15 protein-coding genes are annotated in these 16246 nt (G+C 66.7%); 11 read left to right on the top strand and 4 right to left on the bottom strand.

Annotation, left to right across the window (positions count from 1 at the left end; genetic code table 11):
• The first annotated feature begins 15 nt into the window (after positions 1-15).
• From QOU61_RS32340 to mdlC, 5 genes are all read left to right on the top strand, one after another.
• On the top strand, positions 16-453 hold the full coding sequence (locus QOU61_RS32340; protein WP_289655235.1) for a PaaI family thioesterase: 438 nt from the start codon (positions 16-18) through the stop codon (positions 451-453).
• A complete protein-coding gene (locus QOU61_RS32345) occupies positions 450-1619 on the top strand; it encodes an acyl-CoA dehydrogenase family protein (protein ID WP_289655236.1) in 1170 nt (389 codons plus the stop codon). Before QOU61_RS32340 ends, QOU61_RS32345 begins: the two co-directional genes overlap by 4 nt.
• A gap of 10 nt (positions 1620-1629) precedes the next feature.
• Positions 1630-2757 (top strand): CaiB/BaiF CoA transferase family protein, encoded by a 1128-nt coding sequence (locus QOU61_RS32350; RefSeq protein WP_289655237.1) that lies wholly within the window; start codon positions 1630-1632, stop codon positions 2755-2757.
• Positions 2754-3605 carry an HTD2 family dehydratase gene (locus tag QOU61_RS32355; protein WP_289655238.1) on the top strand — a complete coding sequence of 284 codons (852 nt, stop codon included), beginning with the start codon at positions 2754-2756 and terminating at the stop codon, positions 3603-3605. Before QOU61_RS32350 ends, QOU61_RS32355 begins: the two co-directional genes overlap by 4 nt.
• A 110-nt stretch (positions 3606-3715) precedes the next feature.
• Positions 3716-5344, top strand: coding sequence for a benzoylformate decarboxylase (mdlC, locus tag QOU61_RS32360; protein WP_502876991.1), 1629 nt, complete (start codon positions 3716-3718; stop codon positions 5342-5344).
• Between the two features lie 60 nt (positions 5345-5404).
• On the opposite strand, the gene QOU61_RS32365 is transcribed toward mdlC, so the two are convergent.
• Positions 5405-6193, bottom strand: coding sequence for an SDR family oxidoreductase (locus QOU61_RS32365; RefSeq protein ID WP_289655240.1), 789 nt, complete (start codon positions 6191-6193; stop codon positions 5405-5407).
• A 188-nt stretch (positions 6194-6381) separates the two neighbouring features.
• Positions 6382-7077, bottom strand: coding sequence for a PAQR family membrane homeostasis protein TrhA (trhA, locus tag QOU61_RS32370; protein WP_289655241.1), 696 nt, complete (start codon positions 7075-7077; stop codon positions 6382-6384).
• 171 nt (positions 7078-7248) lie between these two features.
• Between trhA and QOU61_RS32375 the strand changes: the two genes are divergently transcribed.
• A complete protein-coding gene (locus tag QOU61_RS32375; protein ID WP_289655242.1) occupies positions 7249-8718 on the top strand; it encodes a YcjX family GTP-binding protein in 1470 nt (489 codons plus the stop codon).
• Positions 8715-9746: a YcjF family protein gene (locus QOU61_RS32380; protein ID WP_289655243.1), complete on the top strand. Its 1032-nt coding sequence runs from the start codon at positions 8715-8717 to the stop codon at positions 9744-9746. The genes QOU61_RS32375 and QOU61_RS32380 overlap by 4 nt, the downstream gene beginning before the upstream one ends.
• Here QOU61_RS32380 and QOU61_RS32385 read toward each other — a convergent pair.
• A complete protein-coding gene (locus QOU61_RS32385; protein ID WP_289661990.1) occupies positions 9743-11221 on the bottom strand; it encodes a glycosyltransferase family 39 protein in 1479 nt (492 codons plus the stop codon). The two genes, QOU61_RS32380 and QOU61_RS32385, sit on opposite strands and share 4 nt — an antisense overlap.
• Positions 11222-11423: 202 nt before the next feature.
• Between QOU61_RS32385 and QOU61_RS32390 the strand changes: the two genes are divergently transcribed.
• The 4 genes from QOU61_RS32390 (at position 11424) to QOU61_RS32405 (ending at position 15365) form a co-directional block, all read left to right on the top strand.
• Complete coding sequence (locus QOU61_RS32390; protein WP_289655244.1) at positions 11424-13166, top strand: adenylate/guanylate cyclase domain-containing protein; 1743 nt, start codon at positions 11424-11426, stop codon at positions 13164-13166.
• 204 nt (positions 13167-13370) lie between these two features.
• Entirely contained in the window at positions 13371-14570 is a 1200-nt protein-coding gene (gene sorA, locus QOU61_RS32395; protein ID WP_289655245.1) for a SorA family sulfite dehydrogenase catalytic subunit, read from the top strand.
• Positions 14571-14575: 5 nt separating this feature from the next.
• Positions 14576-14914, top strand: a complete 339-nt coding sequence (gene sorB / locus QOU61_RS32400; RefSeq protein ID WP_289655246.1) for a SorB family sulfite dehydrogenase c-type cytochrome subunit — start codon at positions 14576-14578, stop codon at positions 14912-14914.
• A gap of 250 nt (positions 14915-15164) precedes the next feature.
• On the top strand, positions 15165-15365 hold the full coding sequence (locus QOU61_RS32405; protein WP_289655247.1) for a cold-shock protein: 201 nt from the start codon (positions 15165-15167) through the stop codon (positions 15363-15365).
• A gap of 137 nt (positions 15366-15502) precedes the next feature.
• Here QOU61_RS32405 and QOU61_RS32410 read toward each other — a convergent pair whose 3' ends face one another.
• Complete coding sequence (locus QOU61_RS32410; protein ID WP_289655248.1) at positions 15503-16153, bottom strand: hypothetical protein; 651 nt, start codon at positions 16151-16153, stop codon at positions 15503-15505.
• Between the last annotated feature and the right edge of the window lie 93 nt (positions 16154-16246).

The raw sequence follows: 16246 nt of genomic DNA on the forward strand, positions 1-16246 counted from the left end.
CGGGCGGATCGCATCATGAGCACCGAGCGCAACCCACCCTCGCTCGCCGAAGCCGTCAACGCCAAGGGCTTTGGCGCCGCCGCCGGCTTCCGCATCGTCAAGGTCGAGCCGGGCCAGGCCGAGGTCGCGCTCGCGCGCCGCGACGACCTCACCCAGTTCTTCGGCTATTTCCATGGCGGCGTCATCACTGCGCTCGCCGACCAGGCCGCCGGTGTCGCGATCACCTCGGGGCTGCCGAAGGGACGGATCGGGGTGACCGTGGAACTCAAGGTGAATTTTCTCAGTCCGGCCGACGGCACCGAGCTTGTGGCGCGCGCCAAAACCCTGCAAATGTCGGGCTCGATCGGTGTCGCCACCGTCGAGATCTTCACCGGAGGCGACAAGCCCGAGCGCCTTTGCGCATTCTGCACCGCCACGATGCGCGCCCTTGACCTGCCGGCCGAGTTTCGATGACCGCACAAGAACAGCAAGACGACCATTCCGACATCCGCGACGCCATCGCCAAGCTCTGCGCGCAATTCCCCGGCGAATACTGGCGCAAGCTCGATCGCGAGATGACCTACCCTTCCGCCTTCGTCGACGAGCTGACGCAGGCCGGCTACCTCTCGGTGCTGATCCCCGAGGAATATGGCGGCGCGGGCCTGAAATTGTCGGCGGCGGCCGCGATCCTGGAGGAGATCCAGCGCGCGGGCTGCAACGGCGGCGGCTGCCACGCCCAGATGTACACCATGGGCACGCTGCTGCGGCACGGCAGCGAGGCGCAGAAGGCGAAATGGCTGCCCAAGATCGCAAGCGGTGAATTGAGGTTGCAGGCCTTCGGCGTCACCGAGCCGACCTCGGGCACCGACACCTCGTCGCTGAAGACCTTTGCGCGGCGCGAGGGCAATGACAGCTACATCGTCAACGGCCAGAAGATCTGGACCAGCCGCGCCGAATATTCCGACCTGATGATCCTGCTGGCGCGCACCACGCCGAAGGACCAGGTGAGGAAGCGCACCGACGGACTTTCCGTGTTCATCGTCGACATGCGCGAGGCCAAGAAGGCGGGGCTCTCGATCCGCCCGATCCGCACCATGATGAACCACTCCACCACCGAAGTGTTCTTCACCGACATGAAGGTGCCGGCGGAAAACCTGATCGGCGAGGAGGGCAAGGGCTTTCGCTACATCCTCTCCGGCATGAATGCCGAGCGCATCCTGATCGCCGCCGAATGCATCGGCGACGCCAAATGGTTCATTGCGAAGGCGACCGCCTACGCCAAGGAACGCAGCGTGTTCGGCCGGCCGATCGGTCAGAACCAGGGCATCCAGTTTCCGATCGCCAAGGCCTATGCGTCGATGCGCGCGGCCGAGCTGATGGTGAAGGAGGCGACCCGCAAATACGAGGCCGGCCTCGATTGCGGCGCCGAAGCCAACATGGCCAAGATGCTCGCCGCCGACGCCTCCTGGGAGGCGGCGAATGCCTGCGTGCAGACCCATGGCGGCTTCGGCTTTGCCGAGGAATACGACGTCGAGCGCAAGTTCCGCGAGACGAGGCTCTACCAGGTGGCGCCGATCTCGACCAATCTGATCCTGTCCTATGTCGCCGAGCATGTGCTCGGCATGCCCCGCTCCTACTGAAAGGCCAGCCATGTTGCCGCTGGAGGGAATAAGGGTCATCGCCGTCGAGCAGGCGGTCGCTGCACCCTTCTGCTCGTCGCGCCTGGCGGATGCCGGCGCCGAGGTGATCAAGGTCGAGCGGCCGGAGGGCGATTTCGCCCGCGGCTATGATGCCGCCGCCCGCGGCCAGAGCAGCTATTTCGTCTGGCTCAACCGCGGCAAGCAGTCCGTGGTCGTCGATCTCGCCAGCAGCGAAGGTCGCGCCGCATTGGAAGAGCTGATCGCCGGCGCCGACGTGCTGTTGCAGAACCTGAAGCCCGGCGCGATGGACAAGCTCGGCTTTTCGCTTGAACGCCTGCGCAAGGACTATCCGGCACTGATCTGCTGCACGATTTCGGGTTATGGCGACGAGGGCCCTTATGCCCACCGCAAAGCCTATGACCTGCTGATCCAGGCCGAGAGCGGGCTTGCCTCGATCACCGGCGGACCGGACGGGCCCTCGCGCGTCGGCCTTTCCATCGTCGACATCGCGACCGGCGCCACCGCACACGCCTCGATCCTGGAGGCGCTGTTCGCGCGCACCCGCACCGGAAAGGGCGCCGACATCCGCATCTCGATGTTCGACGTGATGGCCGACTGGCTGACGGTGCCGCTGCTCAATTCCGAGGACGGCAAGCCGCCGCAGCGCATCGGGCTTGCCCATCCCTCGATCGCGCCCTACGGCGTGTTCCACTCCAAGGACGGCAAGGAGATCCTGATCTCGATCCAGAGCGAGCGGGAATGGAAGAAGCTTTGCGCCGACGTGCTGGGCCGGCCTGACCTGCCCGGCGATCCCCGCTTTGCCAACATGGTGGAGCGGGTGAAAAACCGCGCGCTGACCGACAAGGCGGTCGGCGATGCCTTCGCCAGCATGACGCGCGACGAGCTGCTGGCGCGGCTGGCGGACGCCGACATCGCCTTTGCCGAGGTCAACACCATGGCGGACCTGTCGCACCATCCGCATCTGCGGCGCATCGCGGTCGACACGCCGAACGGCACCGTGTCCTACCCGGCGCCGGCCGCGATTTTCGTCGGCGAAGCGCGGCGCTATGGTGCGGTTCCCGCGATCGGCGACCACAGGGATTTGAACGAGACGCCCCGCGCCCGGAAGACCTCATGACCGACAAGCTCGACCTCGATCATCTGCGCAAGTGGATCGGCCGCACCACCGAGGCTTCCGACATCGTCACGGCGCAGCTCGTCAAGGGCCTGCGCGCGACGCTGTTCCAGGAGATCGGCGAGCCGAAGACGGGCGATGCTGCGCCCTTCACCGTGCATTGGTGCCTGGCGCAGCCGGTGTTTCCGATGTCGGAGCTTGGACCGGACGGCCATCCGACCCGCGGCGGCTTCCTGCCGCCGGTGCCGCTGCCGCGCCGGATGTGGGCCGGCGGCGAGATCGAATTCCTCGACCCGTTGCGGGTCGGCGATGAAGCCAAGCGCACGTCGAAAATCGTCGATGTGACCGTGAAAAGCGGCTCGACCGGCCAGCTCTGTTTCGTCTCGGTCGAGCATGTGATCACGACCACACGCGGCATCGCGATCCGCGAACGGCAGGACATCGTCTACCGCGAGATGACGGGCCAGAGCGCTGCGCCGGCGAAGGCCGCCCCGCCCCCGCCGGCGGCCAGGCATCGCGAGACCCACATGTCCGATCCGGTGCTGCTGTTCCGCTATTCCGCGCTGACCTTCAACGGCCATCGCATCCATTACGACCGCGACTATGTCACCAAGGTCGAGGGCTATCCGGGCCTGATCTTCCATGGGCCGCTGCAGGCGGCCTTCATCGTGGAGCTCGCGGCGAAACTACACGGCGGCAAGCCGCCCAAAAAGCTCAGCTATCGCGGCGTGCAGCCGCTGTTCGAGGGCAGCGAGTTCTCGATCAACGCCAACGAGGATGGCGGGTCCATGGAGCTGTGGACCGCGAATGCCGCCGGACAGCCGACCATGAAGGGGACCGCGACGTGGTGAGCCCCTTCATGACGCATACCGACCCGGCCGAAAGACGAATGCCCACTTGATGACATTCTCGCGCCGGCGATGATACGCTAAACATTGTTCCGATACTTGGAGGTCAAACTATCTTGTCCCGCAAACCCGCCAGAGCCGCTTCCGCCGCAGTCACCGTCAAGCAGGCCACCTTCGATCTGTTGCGCGCCTTCGGCATCAAGAAAGTGTTCGGCAATCCCGGCTCGACCGAGCTGCCGTTCCTTTCCGACTGGCCCGACGACATCGACTACGTGCTCGGCCTGCAGGAGGCCTCCGTGGTCGGCATGGCCGACGGCTACGCCCAGGCGACCCGCAATGCCGGCTTCGTCAACCTGCATTCGGCAGCCGGCGTCGGCAACGCGCTCGGCAACATCTATACCGCCTATCGCAACCAGACGCCGCTCGTGATTACCGCGGGCCAGCAGGCGCGCTCGATCCTGCCCCTGCAGGCGTTCCTCTCCGCCGAGCGCGCCGCGGAATTTCCGCGACCCTACGTGAAATACAGCATCGAGCCGGCGCGGTCCGAAGACGTGCCCGCCGCGATCGCGCGCGCCTATTACGTCGCGATGCAGCCGCCCTGCGGACCGACCTTCGTCTCGGTGCCGATCGACGACTGGATGCAGCCGACGCAGCCGGTTGCCGCCCGCCACATCAGCCGCGAGTTGGGTGCCGATCCGGACGCGATGGCCACGCTCGTCGAGGCGCTCGCGGCAAGCAAGCGGCCCGCCTTCGTGGTCGGCCCCGCGGTCGACCGCGCCCAGGCCGTGGAAAGCATGGTGAAGCTGGCGGAGAAAGCGAAAGCCGTGGTCTGGGCGAGCCCGTTCTCGCCGCGCTGCTCGTTTCCCGAGCGGCACCCGCAATTCGCCGGACTGCTGCCGGCATCGCCGGGGCAGATTTCCGAGGCCTTGCGCGACAACGACCTCGTGGTCGTGGTCGGCGCGCCGGTGTTCACCTTCCATGTCGAGGGCCATGCCGCGATCTTCGACGGTCCGACCGCGATCTTCCAGCTCACCGACGATCCCGAGGCCGCCTCGATCACGCCGGTCGGCACCTCCATCGTCGCGACCATGAAGCCGGCGCTGTCGGCGCTGCTTTCGCTGCTGCCGGAAACAAGGCGCGAGACGCCGCGCGGCCGCACGCTGCCGCCGCCTCCCGCATCCGGCGAACCGATCCCGGTCGAATTCCTGATGCATACGCTGTCGGCGGCGATGCCCGGCAATGCGCGACTGGTCGAGGAAGTGCCCTCGCACCGTCCGGCAATGCAAAAATTCATGCCGATGCGCGGCCAGGACAGCTTCTTCACCATGGCGAGCGGCGGACTCGGCTTCGCGCTGCCGGCCTCCGTCGGCATGGCGCTAGGCAGCCCCGAGGCGCGCACCGTGTGTCTGATCGGCGACGGCTCGGCGATGTATTCGATCCAGGCGTTGTGGACCGCGGCGCAGCGCAAGCTGCCGCTGACGGTGGTCGTGGTCAACAATGCGGGCTACGGCGCGATGCGCTCCTTCAGCCAGGTGATGCAGGTGCGCAACGTGCCTGGCCTCGACCTGCCCGGCATCGATTTCGTCAGAATCGCGCAGGGCATGGGCTGCGACGCCGTGCGCGTCACGAAGTCATCCGAGCTCGCGCCCGCGCTCAAGCATGGGCTGTCGCAAGCCGGCGTCAGCCTGGTCGAGGTGATGGTGGATTCGGCGGTGCCGCTGCTCTACACGCAGAAGCATTAGAGCGGCGCGGCCCTTCGTTTACCGTCTCGACGCCAGCAAGGCCGGAAGGTCTTGAATTTTTCAGTGCCCCTCGCGCATTTGCGCCTGCAGCTTGGCCATGCCGCCGATCCAGCGCTCGTAGTTCTCGGTCTTCTTGCGCATATAGCCGAGCACCTGCGGGTGCGGCAGGATCACGAAGCTCTCCTGCTCGATGCCCTTGAGCGCATCGCTCGCCACCTGCTCCGGCGTCAGGTCGCCGTCGCCGGATTGTGGTCCCTTCGGAATGGATCGCAGCATGTCGGTCTCCACGCCCTGCGGACAGAGGATCGAGACCTTGATGCCGTGGGCCTTGTGCGCGATCGCAAGGCTCTCGGCGAAGCCGACGGCGCCATGCTTGGTGGTGGAATAGACGGGGCTGCCGACCTGCGACAGCAGGCCCGCCGCCGAGATCGTATTGAGGAAATAGCCGCCGCCCCGCGTCTTCATGCGCGGCACCAGATGCCGCGCCGCATAGACATGGGCCATGACATGGACGGCCCAGGCCCGCGACCAGGGCTCGTCCGAGGTGCCGCCGGCATTCTCCCCGAGCGGATCGAAGCCGCCGCCGATCCCGGCATTGGAACAGAACAGGTCGATCGGGCCGAACAGCCGCTCGGTCTCGTCGATAAGGTGGAAAATGTCCTTTTCCTTGGCGACGTCGCATTTGAAGGCCGCGCCGTCGAGCGTGCCGGCGACCGCGCGCGCCCCCGCCGGATCGATGTCGGCGACCACCACCTTGGCGGCGCCGGCCCTGTGCAAGGCTTCGCACAGCGCCTTGCCGATGCCCTTGGCGCCTCCGGTGACAACCACGATCTTGCCGGTCACCTGCATCGCCAACCTCCGTTCTCTAGTGTCCCGGTTCTGGCATTCGCATCATGTTGCAGCGATCTCTCCTGCGAATGCCAGAACCAAAGGGACACTAGCAAATATCGGATTCCGGTGCGGCTTTGGATTTGACATACGCCAAATGGATTCGCGGCGATACTGAAGCGAATGTCAAATCCACCGCACCAGGAACGTCAGGTCAACACGATATCGAGCACCGCCGTATAGTGGCAAGCCGCACCCAGCAGCACGAAGCAGTGCCAGATCACGTTCTGGAAGCGCAGCCGCCGCCAGGCGTGGAAGATCACGCCGAGGCTGTACAGCGCGCCGCCAGCGACCACGAACCCCAGCGCCGTGCTCGGCAGCGCGGTCACGACGGAATGGTACAGCATCAGGCCGCTCCAGCCGAGCGCGAGATAAAGCCCGATCGAGAGCCGGTCGAACCGCCCGGGCCAGCGCAGCTTGAGCACGATGCCGAAGATCGCCACGCACCACACGCCGATCAGCAGCGCAATGGCGAAGATGCTGTCCTTCAGTTCCACGATGAAGGGCGTGTAGGTCGCCGCGATCAGCACATAGATCGCCGAATGGTCGAAGCGGCGCAGGATCCATTTGGTGCGCGACACCGGCCACAGATTGTAGCTCGCGGACAGGCCCAGCATCGACAGCAGGCCGGCGACGTAGATCGAGACCACGACGATGTCGAGCGCGCTGGCATAGATGGCCGTGAGCACCACCAGCACGCTGGCCGCGATCAGGCCGAGACAGAGGCCGACGACATGCACGACGCCGTCGGCGATGATCTCGGCGCGGTCATAGTTCCAGCCGACCGCGTCGGCTGCCGCATGCACGGAGGTGGAGGCGAACTGTTTCAGTTTGAAGACGCTCATGCCGATCCAGCCGGATTGATTTTGCGTAGCGATAGAACGGACACCATGAAGGGTCAATGAACGTGCTCCTTCGCCCCGTAACCGGGCCAAAATGTGAAGCTTGATTTCGTTCCATTAATCGCCACCTTTTGAACGATTTTGCCCTTTCTGACGCCGGACCTTCCCCGCCGCATGCCCCCGACTTTCCAGGACATTCTTGAAGAAGCCCGGCTGTCGGCGCGGGCGCTGCTCGACTATGGCGAGCACCTGTTCAATCCGACGGTGCGGCTTGGCGTCACGGGATTGTCACGGGCCGGCAAGACCGTATTCATCACCGCGCTGGTCCACGGCCTGATCCGCGGCGGCCGCTTCCCGGTGTTCGAGCCCTATGCCTCCGGGCGCATCGCCCGCGCCCGCCTGGAACCGCAGCCTGATGACGCCGTGCCGCGCTTTGCCTATGAAGACCATGTCCGCGCCCTGACCGAGGAGCGGCGCTGGCCGAACTCGACCGTCGACATCAGCGAGCTCAGGCTCGTGATCGACTATCAGCGCCAGAACGGCGCCGACCGCACCCTGACGCTCGACATCGTCGACTATCCCGGCGAATGGCTGCTCGACCTGCCGCTGCTCGACAAGACCTATGAACAATGGTCGGCGGAAAGCCTGGCGCTGTCGCGCGAGAAGCCGCGCGCGCATCTCGCGGCCGCCTGGCACGCGGCGCTTGCGGGCCTCGACGCCGAGGGCCGCGAGGACGAGCAGGCGACGCTGGCCGCGGCAAAGCTCTTCACCGACTATTTGCGCGCCTGCCGCGACGAGCGTTTCGCGATGAGCCTGCTGCCGCCCGGGCGCTTCCTGATGCCGGGAAATCTCGCGGGCTCGCCGGCGCTGACCTTCGCCCCGCTCGACGTGCCGGCCGACGGCACGGCGCCGTCGGGCTCGCTGTGGGCGATGATGGTGCGCCGCTACGAGGCCTACAAGGACATCGTGGTGCGCCCGTTCTTCCGCGATCATTTCGCTCGCCTCGACCGCCAGATCGTGCTGGTCGATGCGCTGTCCGCCTTCAATTCCGGCCCCGAGGCGCTGCACGATCTCGAAGCGGCGCTCGCCGGCATCCTCGATTGCTTCAGGGTCGGCCGCAGCAGCTTCCTCGCGAACCTGTTCCGCCCGCGGATCGACCGCATCCTGTTCGCCGCCACCAAGGCCGACCATCTGCACCACCAGAGCCATGACCGGCTCGAGGCCGTGCTGCGGCGCGCGGTCGCAAGCGCGGCCGGACGCGCGGAGGCCAGCGGAGCCGCGATCGACGTCGTGGCGCTCGCCGCCGTGCGCGCCACGCGCGAGGCGATGGTCGCGCGCGGCCGCGACCGGTTGCCGTCGATCCTGGGCACCCCGGCGCCCGGCGAAACCGCGGGCGGCGAGGCGTTCGACGGCAATACGGAAGTGGCGACCTTTCCGGGCGACCTGCCGGCCGACGCCGGCACGCTGTTCGGCGGCGAGGATGCCTTCCGCGGCCTTTCCTCGACCGGCGCGGGCGAGAGCGACTTCCGCTTCCTGCGTTTCCGGCCGCCGGCGCTCGAACGCGATGGCGACGGCGAGCCCGTGCTGCCTCACATCCGCCTTGACCGGGCGCTGCAGTTTCTGATCGGAGACCGACTGCAATGAGCGACAAGACCCATCGGCGGCCGGCGACCTTCCGCCTCGACGATCCCGGCGTGGTCGTCGTCGACGGTGACGAGCACGCCCGCGCCGGCCGCGGCACGGTGCGCATCACGCCCGAACCCGAGCCGGCGCTGCCTGTTCCGGTTGATGCCCCGCCGGTGCCGGCGCGCCGCGGCTTCCGCTGGGGCACGCTGTTCTGGACCGCGACGGGAGGACTCGTGCTGCTTGGCGCGGGCCTCGGCGTCGCCAGGCTGGTCGAGGACCTGTTCGCGCGCAGCGAAGGCCTCGGCATTCTCGGCCTCGCGCTCGCGGTTCTCGCCGCGCTGGCGCTGGCCGCGATCGTCGCGCGCGAAACCTTCGGGCTGATGCGGCTTGCCACCATCGAGAAGCTGCATCGGCGGGCGCTCGACGTGCTGGCGAGCGACGACCGCGCCGCCAGCCGCGCCGTCGTCAACGACCTGTTGCAGCTCGCGCACCAGAATCCGCAGCTGGCGCGCGCCCGCGCCGCGCTGAAGGACCACGCCAACGACATCATCGACGGCGCCGATATGATCCGGCTCGCCGAGCGCGAACTGATGACGCCGCTCGACGCCGAGGCGCGGCGGCTGGTGTCGGTGGCCGCGCAGCGCGTCTCCGTGGTGACGGCGGTGAGCCCGCGCGCCGCGATCGACGTGCTGTTCGTGTTCGTGGCGTCGCTGCGGCTGATCCGGCAGCTGGCGCGGCTCTATGGCGGCCGGCCGGGTGCGCTCGGCATGATCCGCCTGCTGCGCCACGTGGTCGCCCATCTCGCCATCACCGGCGGCATGGCGGCGAGCGACAGCGTGGTGCAGCAGATGCTCGGCCATGGCATCGCGGCGAAACTCTCGCAGCGCCTCGGCGAAGGCATCCTGAACGGGCTGCTCACCGCGCGCCTCGGGCTTGCCGCCATTGACGTGACGCGGCCGCTGCCGTTCACGGCGCTGCCGCGGCCGGTGCTCGCCGATCTCGCGCGGGATCTGTTGCGCAAGCGCGAGGACGCGGAAGAGAACTAGGCGAGCACGCGCCAGCGGAACAGCGGCGAATCCCTGGGCGGCGACAGTTCCGGCGTCCAGCCGGTCAGCTTTTCCAGCACGTAAGTATCCATCACCACGCCGCGCCACACCCGGTCGATGCGGCCGAGCGGCTGTCGGCCGGCGGGAATGGCCGACCAGATCGGGCCGAGATTGTCGGGCTCGCGGCCGACATAGAGGCCGGGATGGCCGGCGATGCGGTCGACGCCGGGATCGTGAAAATCCTGGAAGCGGCCGCGCTCGTTGATCTGGACCACCGGCACGCGGCCGTTGAAGTGCCAGCGCAGCATCGCATAGGTGCGATAGTCCGTGGTCGCGATCCAGCTCGCGCCCGTGCTCCGCAACTCGTTTTCCACGCGCGCGGCGACCGCCTGATAGCCGGCCTCACCGCCAACCGGGTCGGTGCGCCCGATCAGGTTCCACGGTGCCGCGACGTAATAGAGGAACACGACCACGACGAAGCCGATGCCCGAGACAACAGCGATCCTGGCCCAGCCGCGCGTCGCCCTCACCAGTCCCGCCGACCAGCCTTCACGCGGCATCAACGAAATGTTGATCGCGGTCGCGGCAATGCCGGCCGGCCACAGGAACATCGGCCAGGTATCGCCGACCCGCAGGCTCAAGGACTTCCAGAGGAAATAGCCGAACGGGACCAGCACCGCAGTCGACAGCAGGATCGCGACCGGCTCGCGCGCGCGATAGCCGCGCCACGCTGTCAACGCCGTGCCGAACAGCACGACCGGCAGCAGCACGAACCCGACGAGGCCGAACTGCAGGCTCAGGAACTCGCCGAGCGTGCGCAGCGAGATGTCATGGGTGGCGGAGGCGCGCACGAACTGGAAGCGGAACGAGGCCCAGTCGTGCTGGACATTCCAGATCAACACCGGGAGGAACACGACAACAGCGAGCAGCGCCGCTGCGTAAGGATAGGGACTGAGGACCCAGCGGCGGCGCCAGTCCGGCACCAGCATGAACGCGGCGATCGCCGGCAGCAGCATCACCGCGGTGAATTTCGACAGCAGCGCAAGCCCGCCGAACAGCCCCGCGGCCAGCCACCAGCGCGGATTGCCGCTTTCGGCAAGCCGTACCAGCGACCACAGCATCGCGGTCGCAAACGGAATCAGCGCGGTGTCGGGCGCGACCTTGGCCATCAGCAGGCCGTAATAGAGCGCGGCCTCCGGCATCAGCACGGCGAGCACCACCGCACGCAGGTCGTGCGTGACGCGGCGGACGATGTCGGCCAGCAGCGCCTGCGTCACCAGCATGGCAAGCAGGCCGGCGAGGCGGACGCCGAGATTGGTGTCGCCGAAGATGGCGGTTCCGAACCGGATGAACCACGCGATCATGGGCGGATGGTCGAGGAACGACAGCGCGCTCTCCTTCGACCAGGTCCAGTAATAGGCCTCGTCGGTGCGCAACTCGGTCACGCCGGCATAGATAACCCTCACGAGCGTCATCGCCGCGACAATGACGAGCGCGACGATCAAGGCCCGGCGCGAGGAATCGTCCGGCTTGGTGAGGTTTTCGGGAGCGGCTGGCGGCACGGCGCTTTCTCACCGACTGCCATGCGGGTGTCAACTCGGCCGCCGCCTTTCGATGGCTCCCATGACCGGCGCTTTTGAAGTGGAATAAAGCGCTTGCATCGCAGATAATTATTCCATGAATCGCCCCGCCCGCCTGAACGAACGAGTTTCCCGAACGCTCCGCGGGATCGGGCTGCGGCAGGTCCGGCTCGCCTGCGGCGTCGTGCTGTTTTCCTACCTGGTGAGCCATTTCCTCAATCACGCGCTCGGCAACATCTCGCTGGATGCGCTTGCCGACGGCGTTCGCATCCACACCCTGTTCTGGCGCTTTCTGCCGGTCTCGATCGTGCTGTACACGGCCATCCTGCTGCACAGCGGGCTCGGCATCTGGGCACTCTATCAGCGGCGCGAATTCCGCTGGCGGGCGATCGAGCCGCTGCAGCTCGTGCTGGGCTTGAGCGTGCCTGCGCTGGTCGCCTCCCACATCATCGGCGCGCGGCTGGCGCACGCGCTGTTCGAGAATCAGAAACTCTACCCGCAGGAACTCTACGCGTTCTTCGTCGGCGTGCCGTTCAACGCCTGGAAGATGTCGGCAGTGCTGGTCATCGCCTGGGTGCACGGCTGCATCGGCCTGCACTTCTGGCTCCGGATGCGGAGCTTCTACCCGAAGGCCGCGCCCTTCCTGCTGGCGCTCGCGGTGCTGATCCCGACGCTGGCGCTGCTCGGCGTCTATCAGGCCGGCCGCACCGTGATCGCCGAGAGCGCCAATGCACCCTGGCGCGACGCAAACCTGTCGCCGCAGCAGGTTGGCACGCCGGCGCAACAGACGACGCTCGAGACGATCGCCGACGATTTCCTGATCGGCTATCTCGGGCTGGTCGCGGTCGTGCTGCTGGCGCGCGGCGCCCGCGCGCTGATGGAGCGGCGCGGCAGCATGATCACGCTGTCCTACGGCAATGGAAGGGTGGTGCGGGTCCCCAAGGGCCTCAGCGTGCTGGAAGCAAGCCTGCGCAACAATGTCCCGCATGCCAGCGTGTGCGGCGGCCGCGCGCGCTGCTCGACCTGCCGGATCCGCATCATCGGCGATTGCAGCGGACTGCCGCAGCCGTCGCAGCGCGAGGCCTTCGTGCTCGCGCGCGTCGGCTCCTCCGATCCCGCGATCCGGCTCGCGTGCCAGTTGCGGCCCGCCGCCGACCTCTCCTTCTTCCAGCTCTTCACGCCGCAAGTGACCGCCGCCAATGCGCCCGGCTCGCACCCGGCGCGGATCGGCCAGGAACGATACCTGGTCAGCCTGTTCGTCGATATGCGCGGCTCGACGCACCTCGCCGAAAAGCGGCTGCCGTTCGACACCGTGTTCATCGTCAACCGTTTCCTCGCCGCGGTGTCGCAGGCGGTCATCGAAAATGGCGGCCAGCCGAACCAGTTCGTCGGCGACGGCATGCTGGCGCTGTTCGGGCTATCCACCACCGCGCGCAACGCTTGCCGGCAGGCGCTGCGGGCAGCCGCCGCGATCGCAGCCAACATCGACGAGCTCAACCAGTTCCTCGGCCACGACCTGCGCGAGCCGATGCGGTTCGGCATCGGCATCCATGGCGGCGAGGTGATCGTCGGCGACATCGGCTATCGCGACCACATGGTTTTTACCGCGCTCGGCGACGCCGTGAACGTCGCCTCCCGCCTGCAGGAGCTGACCAAGACGCTCGGCTGCGAGGCAATCCTCTCCGAGGAGGTGCGCGTTACCGCAGGTCTTGCCGCAGACGCGCTGCCGCAGCAGGAAGTGGCGATCCGCGGCCGCGACGAGCCGATGGTGCTGCGTACCGTCGCTGACGCGCGGACGCTGGCGGCGCTGCTCGACAAGGCGGACCCGATCGCGGCCTGACCTCGCTCGCACGCACGCGCTTGCTGCAATGCAAAACATGGGCCGAAAGCATGATTTGACTTCGATGCCGCCAATGCGGCTATGTGGGCCTTGCATCCTCTCCACCGCAGCGGGCACCCGTTTGCGTTGGGGAATATGCGCCGCGTATTGCGGTTAGTAAGCCGGTGATGACCGGCTCAACAGGAATGCTTCGGGGGAAGCTGAATGCTCGACAGAAGAGAATGGATGAAGCGCGCCGGCCTGACGGCGCTCGCCGCGGGCCTCGGACCGGCCAGGGCGCTGGCGCTGGATACGGCGACACTGCCGTTTGGCAACGGCGAACGGCCGCTGGTGCAATACCCGCAGAAGCGCCCGATGATCCGGCTGACCAGCCGCCCGCCGCAGCTCGAGACGCCGTTCCACATCTTCAATGACGGCCCGATCACGCCGAACAATGCGTTCTTCGTCCGCTATCATCTGGCCGACGTTCCCTACAACATCGATCCCGACAAATTCACGGTGGAGATCAAGGGCAAGGTCGATCGCGCGCTGAAGCTGTCGCTCAAGGACATCAGGAAGCTCAAGGCGGTCGAGCTCGTCGCAGTCAACCAGTGCTCCGGCAACAGCCGCGGCTTCTTCGAGCCGCGCGTCGCCGGCGGCCAGCTCGCCAACGGCGCGATGGGCAACGCGCGCTGGCGCGGCGTGCCGCTGAAGACCGTGCTCGACATGGCCGGCGTGCAGGCGGGCGCCAAGCAGGTCACCTTCAGCGGCATGGACGGCCCGGTCAGCGACAAGACGCCCGACTTCGTCAAGGCGCTCGATATCGACCACGCCCGCGATGGCGAGGTGATGCTGGCCTATGGCATGAACGGCGACGACCTGCCGGTTCTCAACGGCTTTCCGCTGCGCCTCGTGGTGCCCGGCTTCTACGGCACCTATTGGGTGAAGCACCTCAACGAGATCACCGTCATCGACAGCGTGTTCGACGGCTTCTGGATGAAGTCGGCCTACCGGATACCCGACACGCCCTGCAACTGTGTCGACCCCGGCACCGCGCCGAAGGCGACCATTCCGATCAACCGCTTCACGGTGCGCTCGTTCATCACCAACGTCACCGATGGCGCCAAGATGAAGCCGGGCACACTGAAGCTGAAGGGCATCGCCTTCGACGGCGGCACCGGCATCAAGGAGGTCGCGGTCTCGACCGACGGCGGCAAGAGCTGGACGCAGGCCAAGCTCGGCAAGGATCTCGGCAAATACTCGTTCCGGGAATGGACGCTGCCGGTGAAGCTCGCGTCCGGCACGAGCGAGCTCAAGGTTCGCGCCACCAGCAATGGCGGCGACACGCAGCCGATGGAGCCGCGCTGGAATCCGGCCGGCTATCTGCGCAACGTCGTCGAAACCGTGCGCGTCACCGCAGCGTGAGGAGAATGACCATGCGACGCTCATCCCTCCTCGCGCTGGCCGGCCTTGGCGCGGCCGCAGGCCTTGTAGTAGCCCTCGGTCTGGCCAGCGGCCAGGCGGCGCCGATCTCGTACAGCCTTCCCGAGGAGAATGTGGTCTTCAAGCCGGGGCCAAACCTCGAGGTGGTGCAGAACAACTGCACGGCCTGCCATTCCGCCGACTACGTCGGCACGCAGCCGCGCGGCGAGAAGTTCAAGAAGGACTTCTGGCAGGCCGAGGTGACCAAGATGATCAAGGTTTATGGGGCGCCGATCGACGACGCCGACGTTCCCAAGATCGTCGACTACCTCGCCGCCACCTATTGAATCAGCCGCCTGCGGCTTCGTCCTCGGGGACGACGGGCACCGCCCCGTCCGCCCCCGGGGGCCGGCATCACATTTGCTTTGACGACCGACAAAATGCCCCCAAAATGCGCGGCCTGTCGGCCGTTTCGGCCGTCTCGGGCTCACGTTTGCGCTATCAAGGTTGCCACAATCATCGTATCTTTTAGGCCGGGCCGGCCGGTTGGCGGTGATCGGCGGCCTGTTATTTTTTTGACTCTCCGGAGAAGACGTAATGGCTAAAGGTACTGTTAAATGGTTCAACCCCACGAAGGGCTATGGATTTATCCAGCCCGCTTCGGGCGGGAAGGACATATTCGTGCATATTTCAGCGGTTCAGAAGGCCGGCCTGTCCACCCTCAACGAAGGGCAAACCGTCGAGTACGATGAGGTTGCCAATCGCGGCAGGAGCTCGGCCGAGAACCTCAAGGTCTAGCCACGCAATCGCGCACCGGCCACGGCCCCGCACCGGGACGCCGTCTGTGACCTTCCGATAACATCAAAATCATTTGCGCCGGCGTGAGCCGTGATCATCGCGCGCTCGCGCCGGCGGAAAATAATAGCCCTCGCGCGTCAGTCCTCGGTCACCCACTGCGTGATCGGCATCACATCCGGGGGTTGCAGGTAACCCCGGGGCCAGAGATCGACGGCCCACTCGACCTTGGTGGCGCGATCGACCAGCACGGCCGTGTTGTGCGGGGTCTGCAGCACCAGCGTATTGCCGCGGTAGTGCGGATCGCCGACCACGTGATACTTGAACAGGCCCCACTCCTGCAGCACCAGCATCAGGCTCGTGGTATTGCGGGTCGTGTCCCAGCAATCGAAATTATGCGGGGCATCGAAATAACGGAAATCCGCCTTGGCGACCCGCTTGTCGGTGCCGAGGATTGGCCCCATTCGCCGGTCGAACCAGATCACGGCCTTCTGCACGGCGGCCCGCTCGGCTGCCGCCGAGGCGCGGCCCGCCGCCATGATTTTCGTCAGCGCCACCCGGTCGGCCGCCGTGAAATCCAGGATTTCGCGGCGCCGGCAGACGAAGCCGTAGCAAACTGTCATCGATCTGGCGTCGGGCGGATAGATCGAAACCGTCGTGTAAAGCGCCGCCTGCGGCTCGGTCAGTTCGGCGCCGGCTGCGGGACAGGCCACGCCGGCCAACAGTGCGGCACCCAGCCCGCAAAGCGCCACGCCTTTGCGGGGTCCTGCGATCCATTCCCTGCCCGTCATTCCGCCCCGCTATTCCCATCGTCCGAAGTGGCTGCGAAAATTATCGCAGGCCTTGCGCAGTGCCAAGAGCCGGGTCGCGCCCCAGCCTTCGCC

This window comes from Bradyrhizobium sp. NP1 (assembly GCF_030378205.1).
Lineage (GTDB): Bacteria > Pseudomonadota > Alphaproteobacteria > Rhizobiales > Xanthobacteraceae > Bradyrhizobium.

Bases quoted from the DNA above. Each gene is read 5' to 3' on its own strand.
- QOU61_RS32375 (WP_289655242.1), top strand. From the start codon at position 7,249: ATGCCCCCGACTTTCCAGGACATTCTTGAAGAAGCCCGGCTGTCGGCG.
- sorA (WP_289655245.1), top strand. From the start codon at position 13,371: ATGCTCGACAGAAGAGAATGGATGAAGCGCGCCGGCCTGACGGCGCTC.
- sorB (WP_289655246.1), top strand. From the start codon at position 14,576: ATGACCATGCGACGCTCATCCCTCCTCGCGCTGGCCGGCCTTGGCGCG.
- QOU61_RS32350 (WP_289655237.1), top strand. From the start codon at position 1,630: ATGTTGCCGCTGGAGGGAATAAGGGTCATCGCCGTCGAGCAGGCGGTC.
- trhA (WP_289655241.1), bottom strand. From the start codon at position 7,077: ATGAGCGTCTTCAAACTGAAACAGTTCGCCTCCACCTCCGTGCATGCG.
- QOU61_RS32345 (WP_289655236.1), top strand. From the start codon at position 450: ATGACCGCACAAGAACAGCAAGACGACCATTCCGACATCCGCGACGCC.
- QOU61_RS32390 (WP_289655244.1), top strand. From the start codon at position 11,424: ATGAATCGCCCCGCCCGCCTGAACGAACGAGTTTCCCGAACGCTCCGC.
- QOU61_RS32405 (WP_289655247.1), top strand. From the start codon at position 15,165: ATGGCTAAAGGTACTGTTAAATGGTTCAACCCCACGAAGGGCTATGGA.
- QOU61_RS32380 (WP_289655243.1), top strand. From the start codon at position 8,715: ATGAGCGACAAGACCCATCGGCGGCCGGCGACCTTCCGCCTCGACGAT.
- QOU61_RS32410 (WP_289655248.1), bottom strand. From the start codon at position 16,153: ATGACGGGCAGGGAATGGATCGCAGGACCCCGCAAAGGCGTGGCGCTT.
- QOU61_RS32365 (WP_289655240.1), bottom strand. From the start codon at position 6,193: ATGCAGGTGACCGGCAAGATCGTGGTTGTCACCGGAGGCGCCAAGGGC.
- QOU61_RS32340 (WP_289655235.1), top strand. From the start codon at position 16: ATGAGCACCGAGCGCAACCCACCCTCGCTCGCCGAAGCCGTCAACGCC.
- QOU61_RS32355 (WP_289655238.1), top strand. From the start codon at position 2,754: ATGACCGACAAGCTCGACCTCGATCATCTGCGCAAGTGGATCGGCCGC.
- QOU61_RS32385 (WP_289661990.1), bottom strand. From the start codon at position 11,221: ATGACGCTCGTGAGGGTTATCTATGCCGGCGTGACCGAGTTGCGCACC.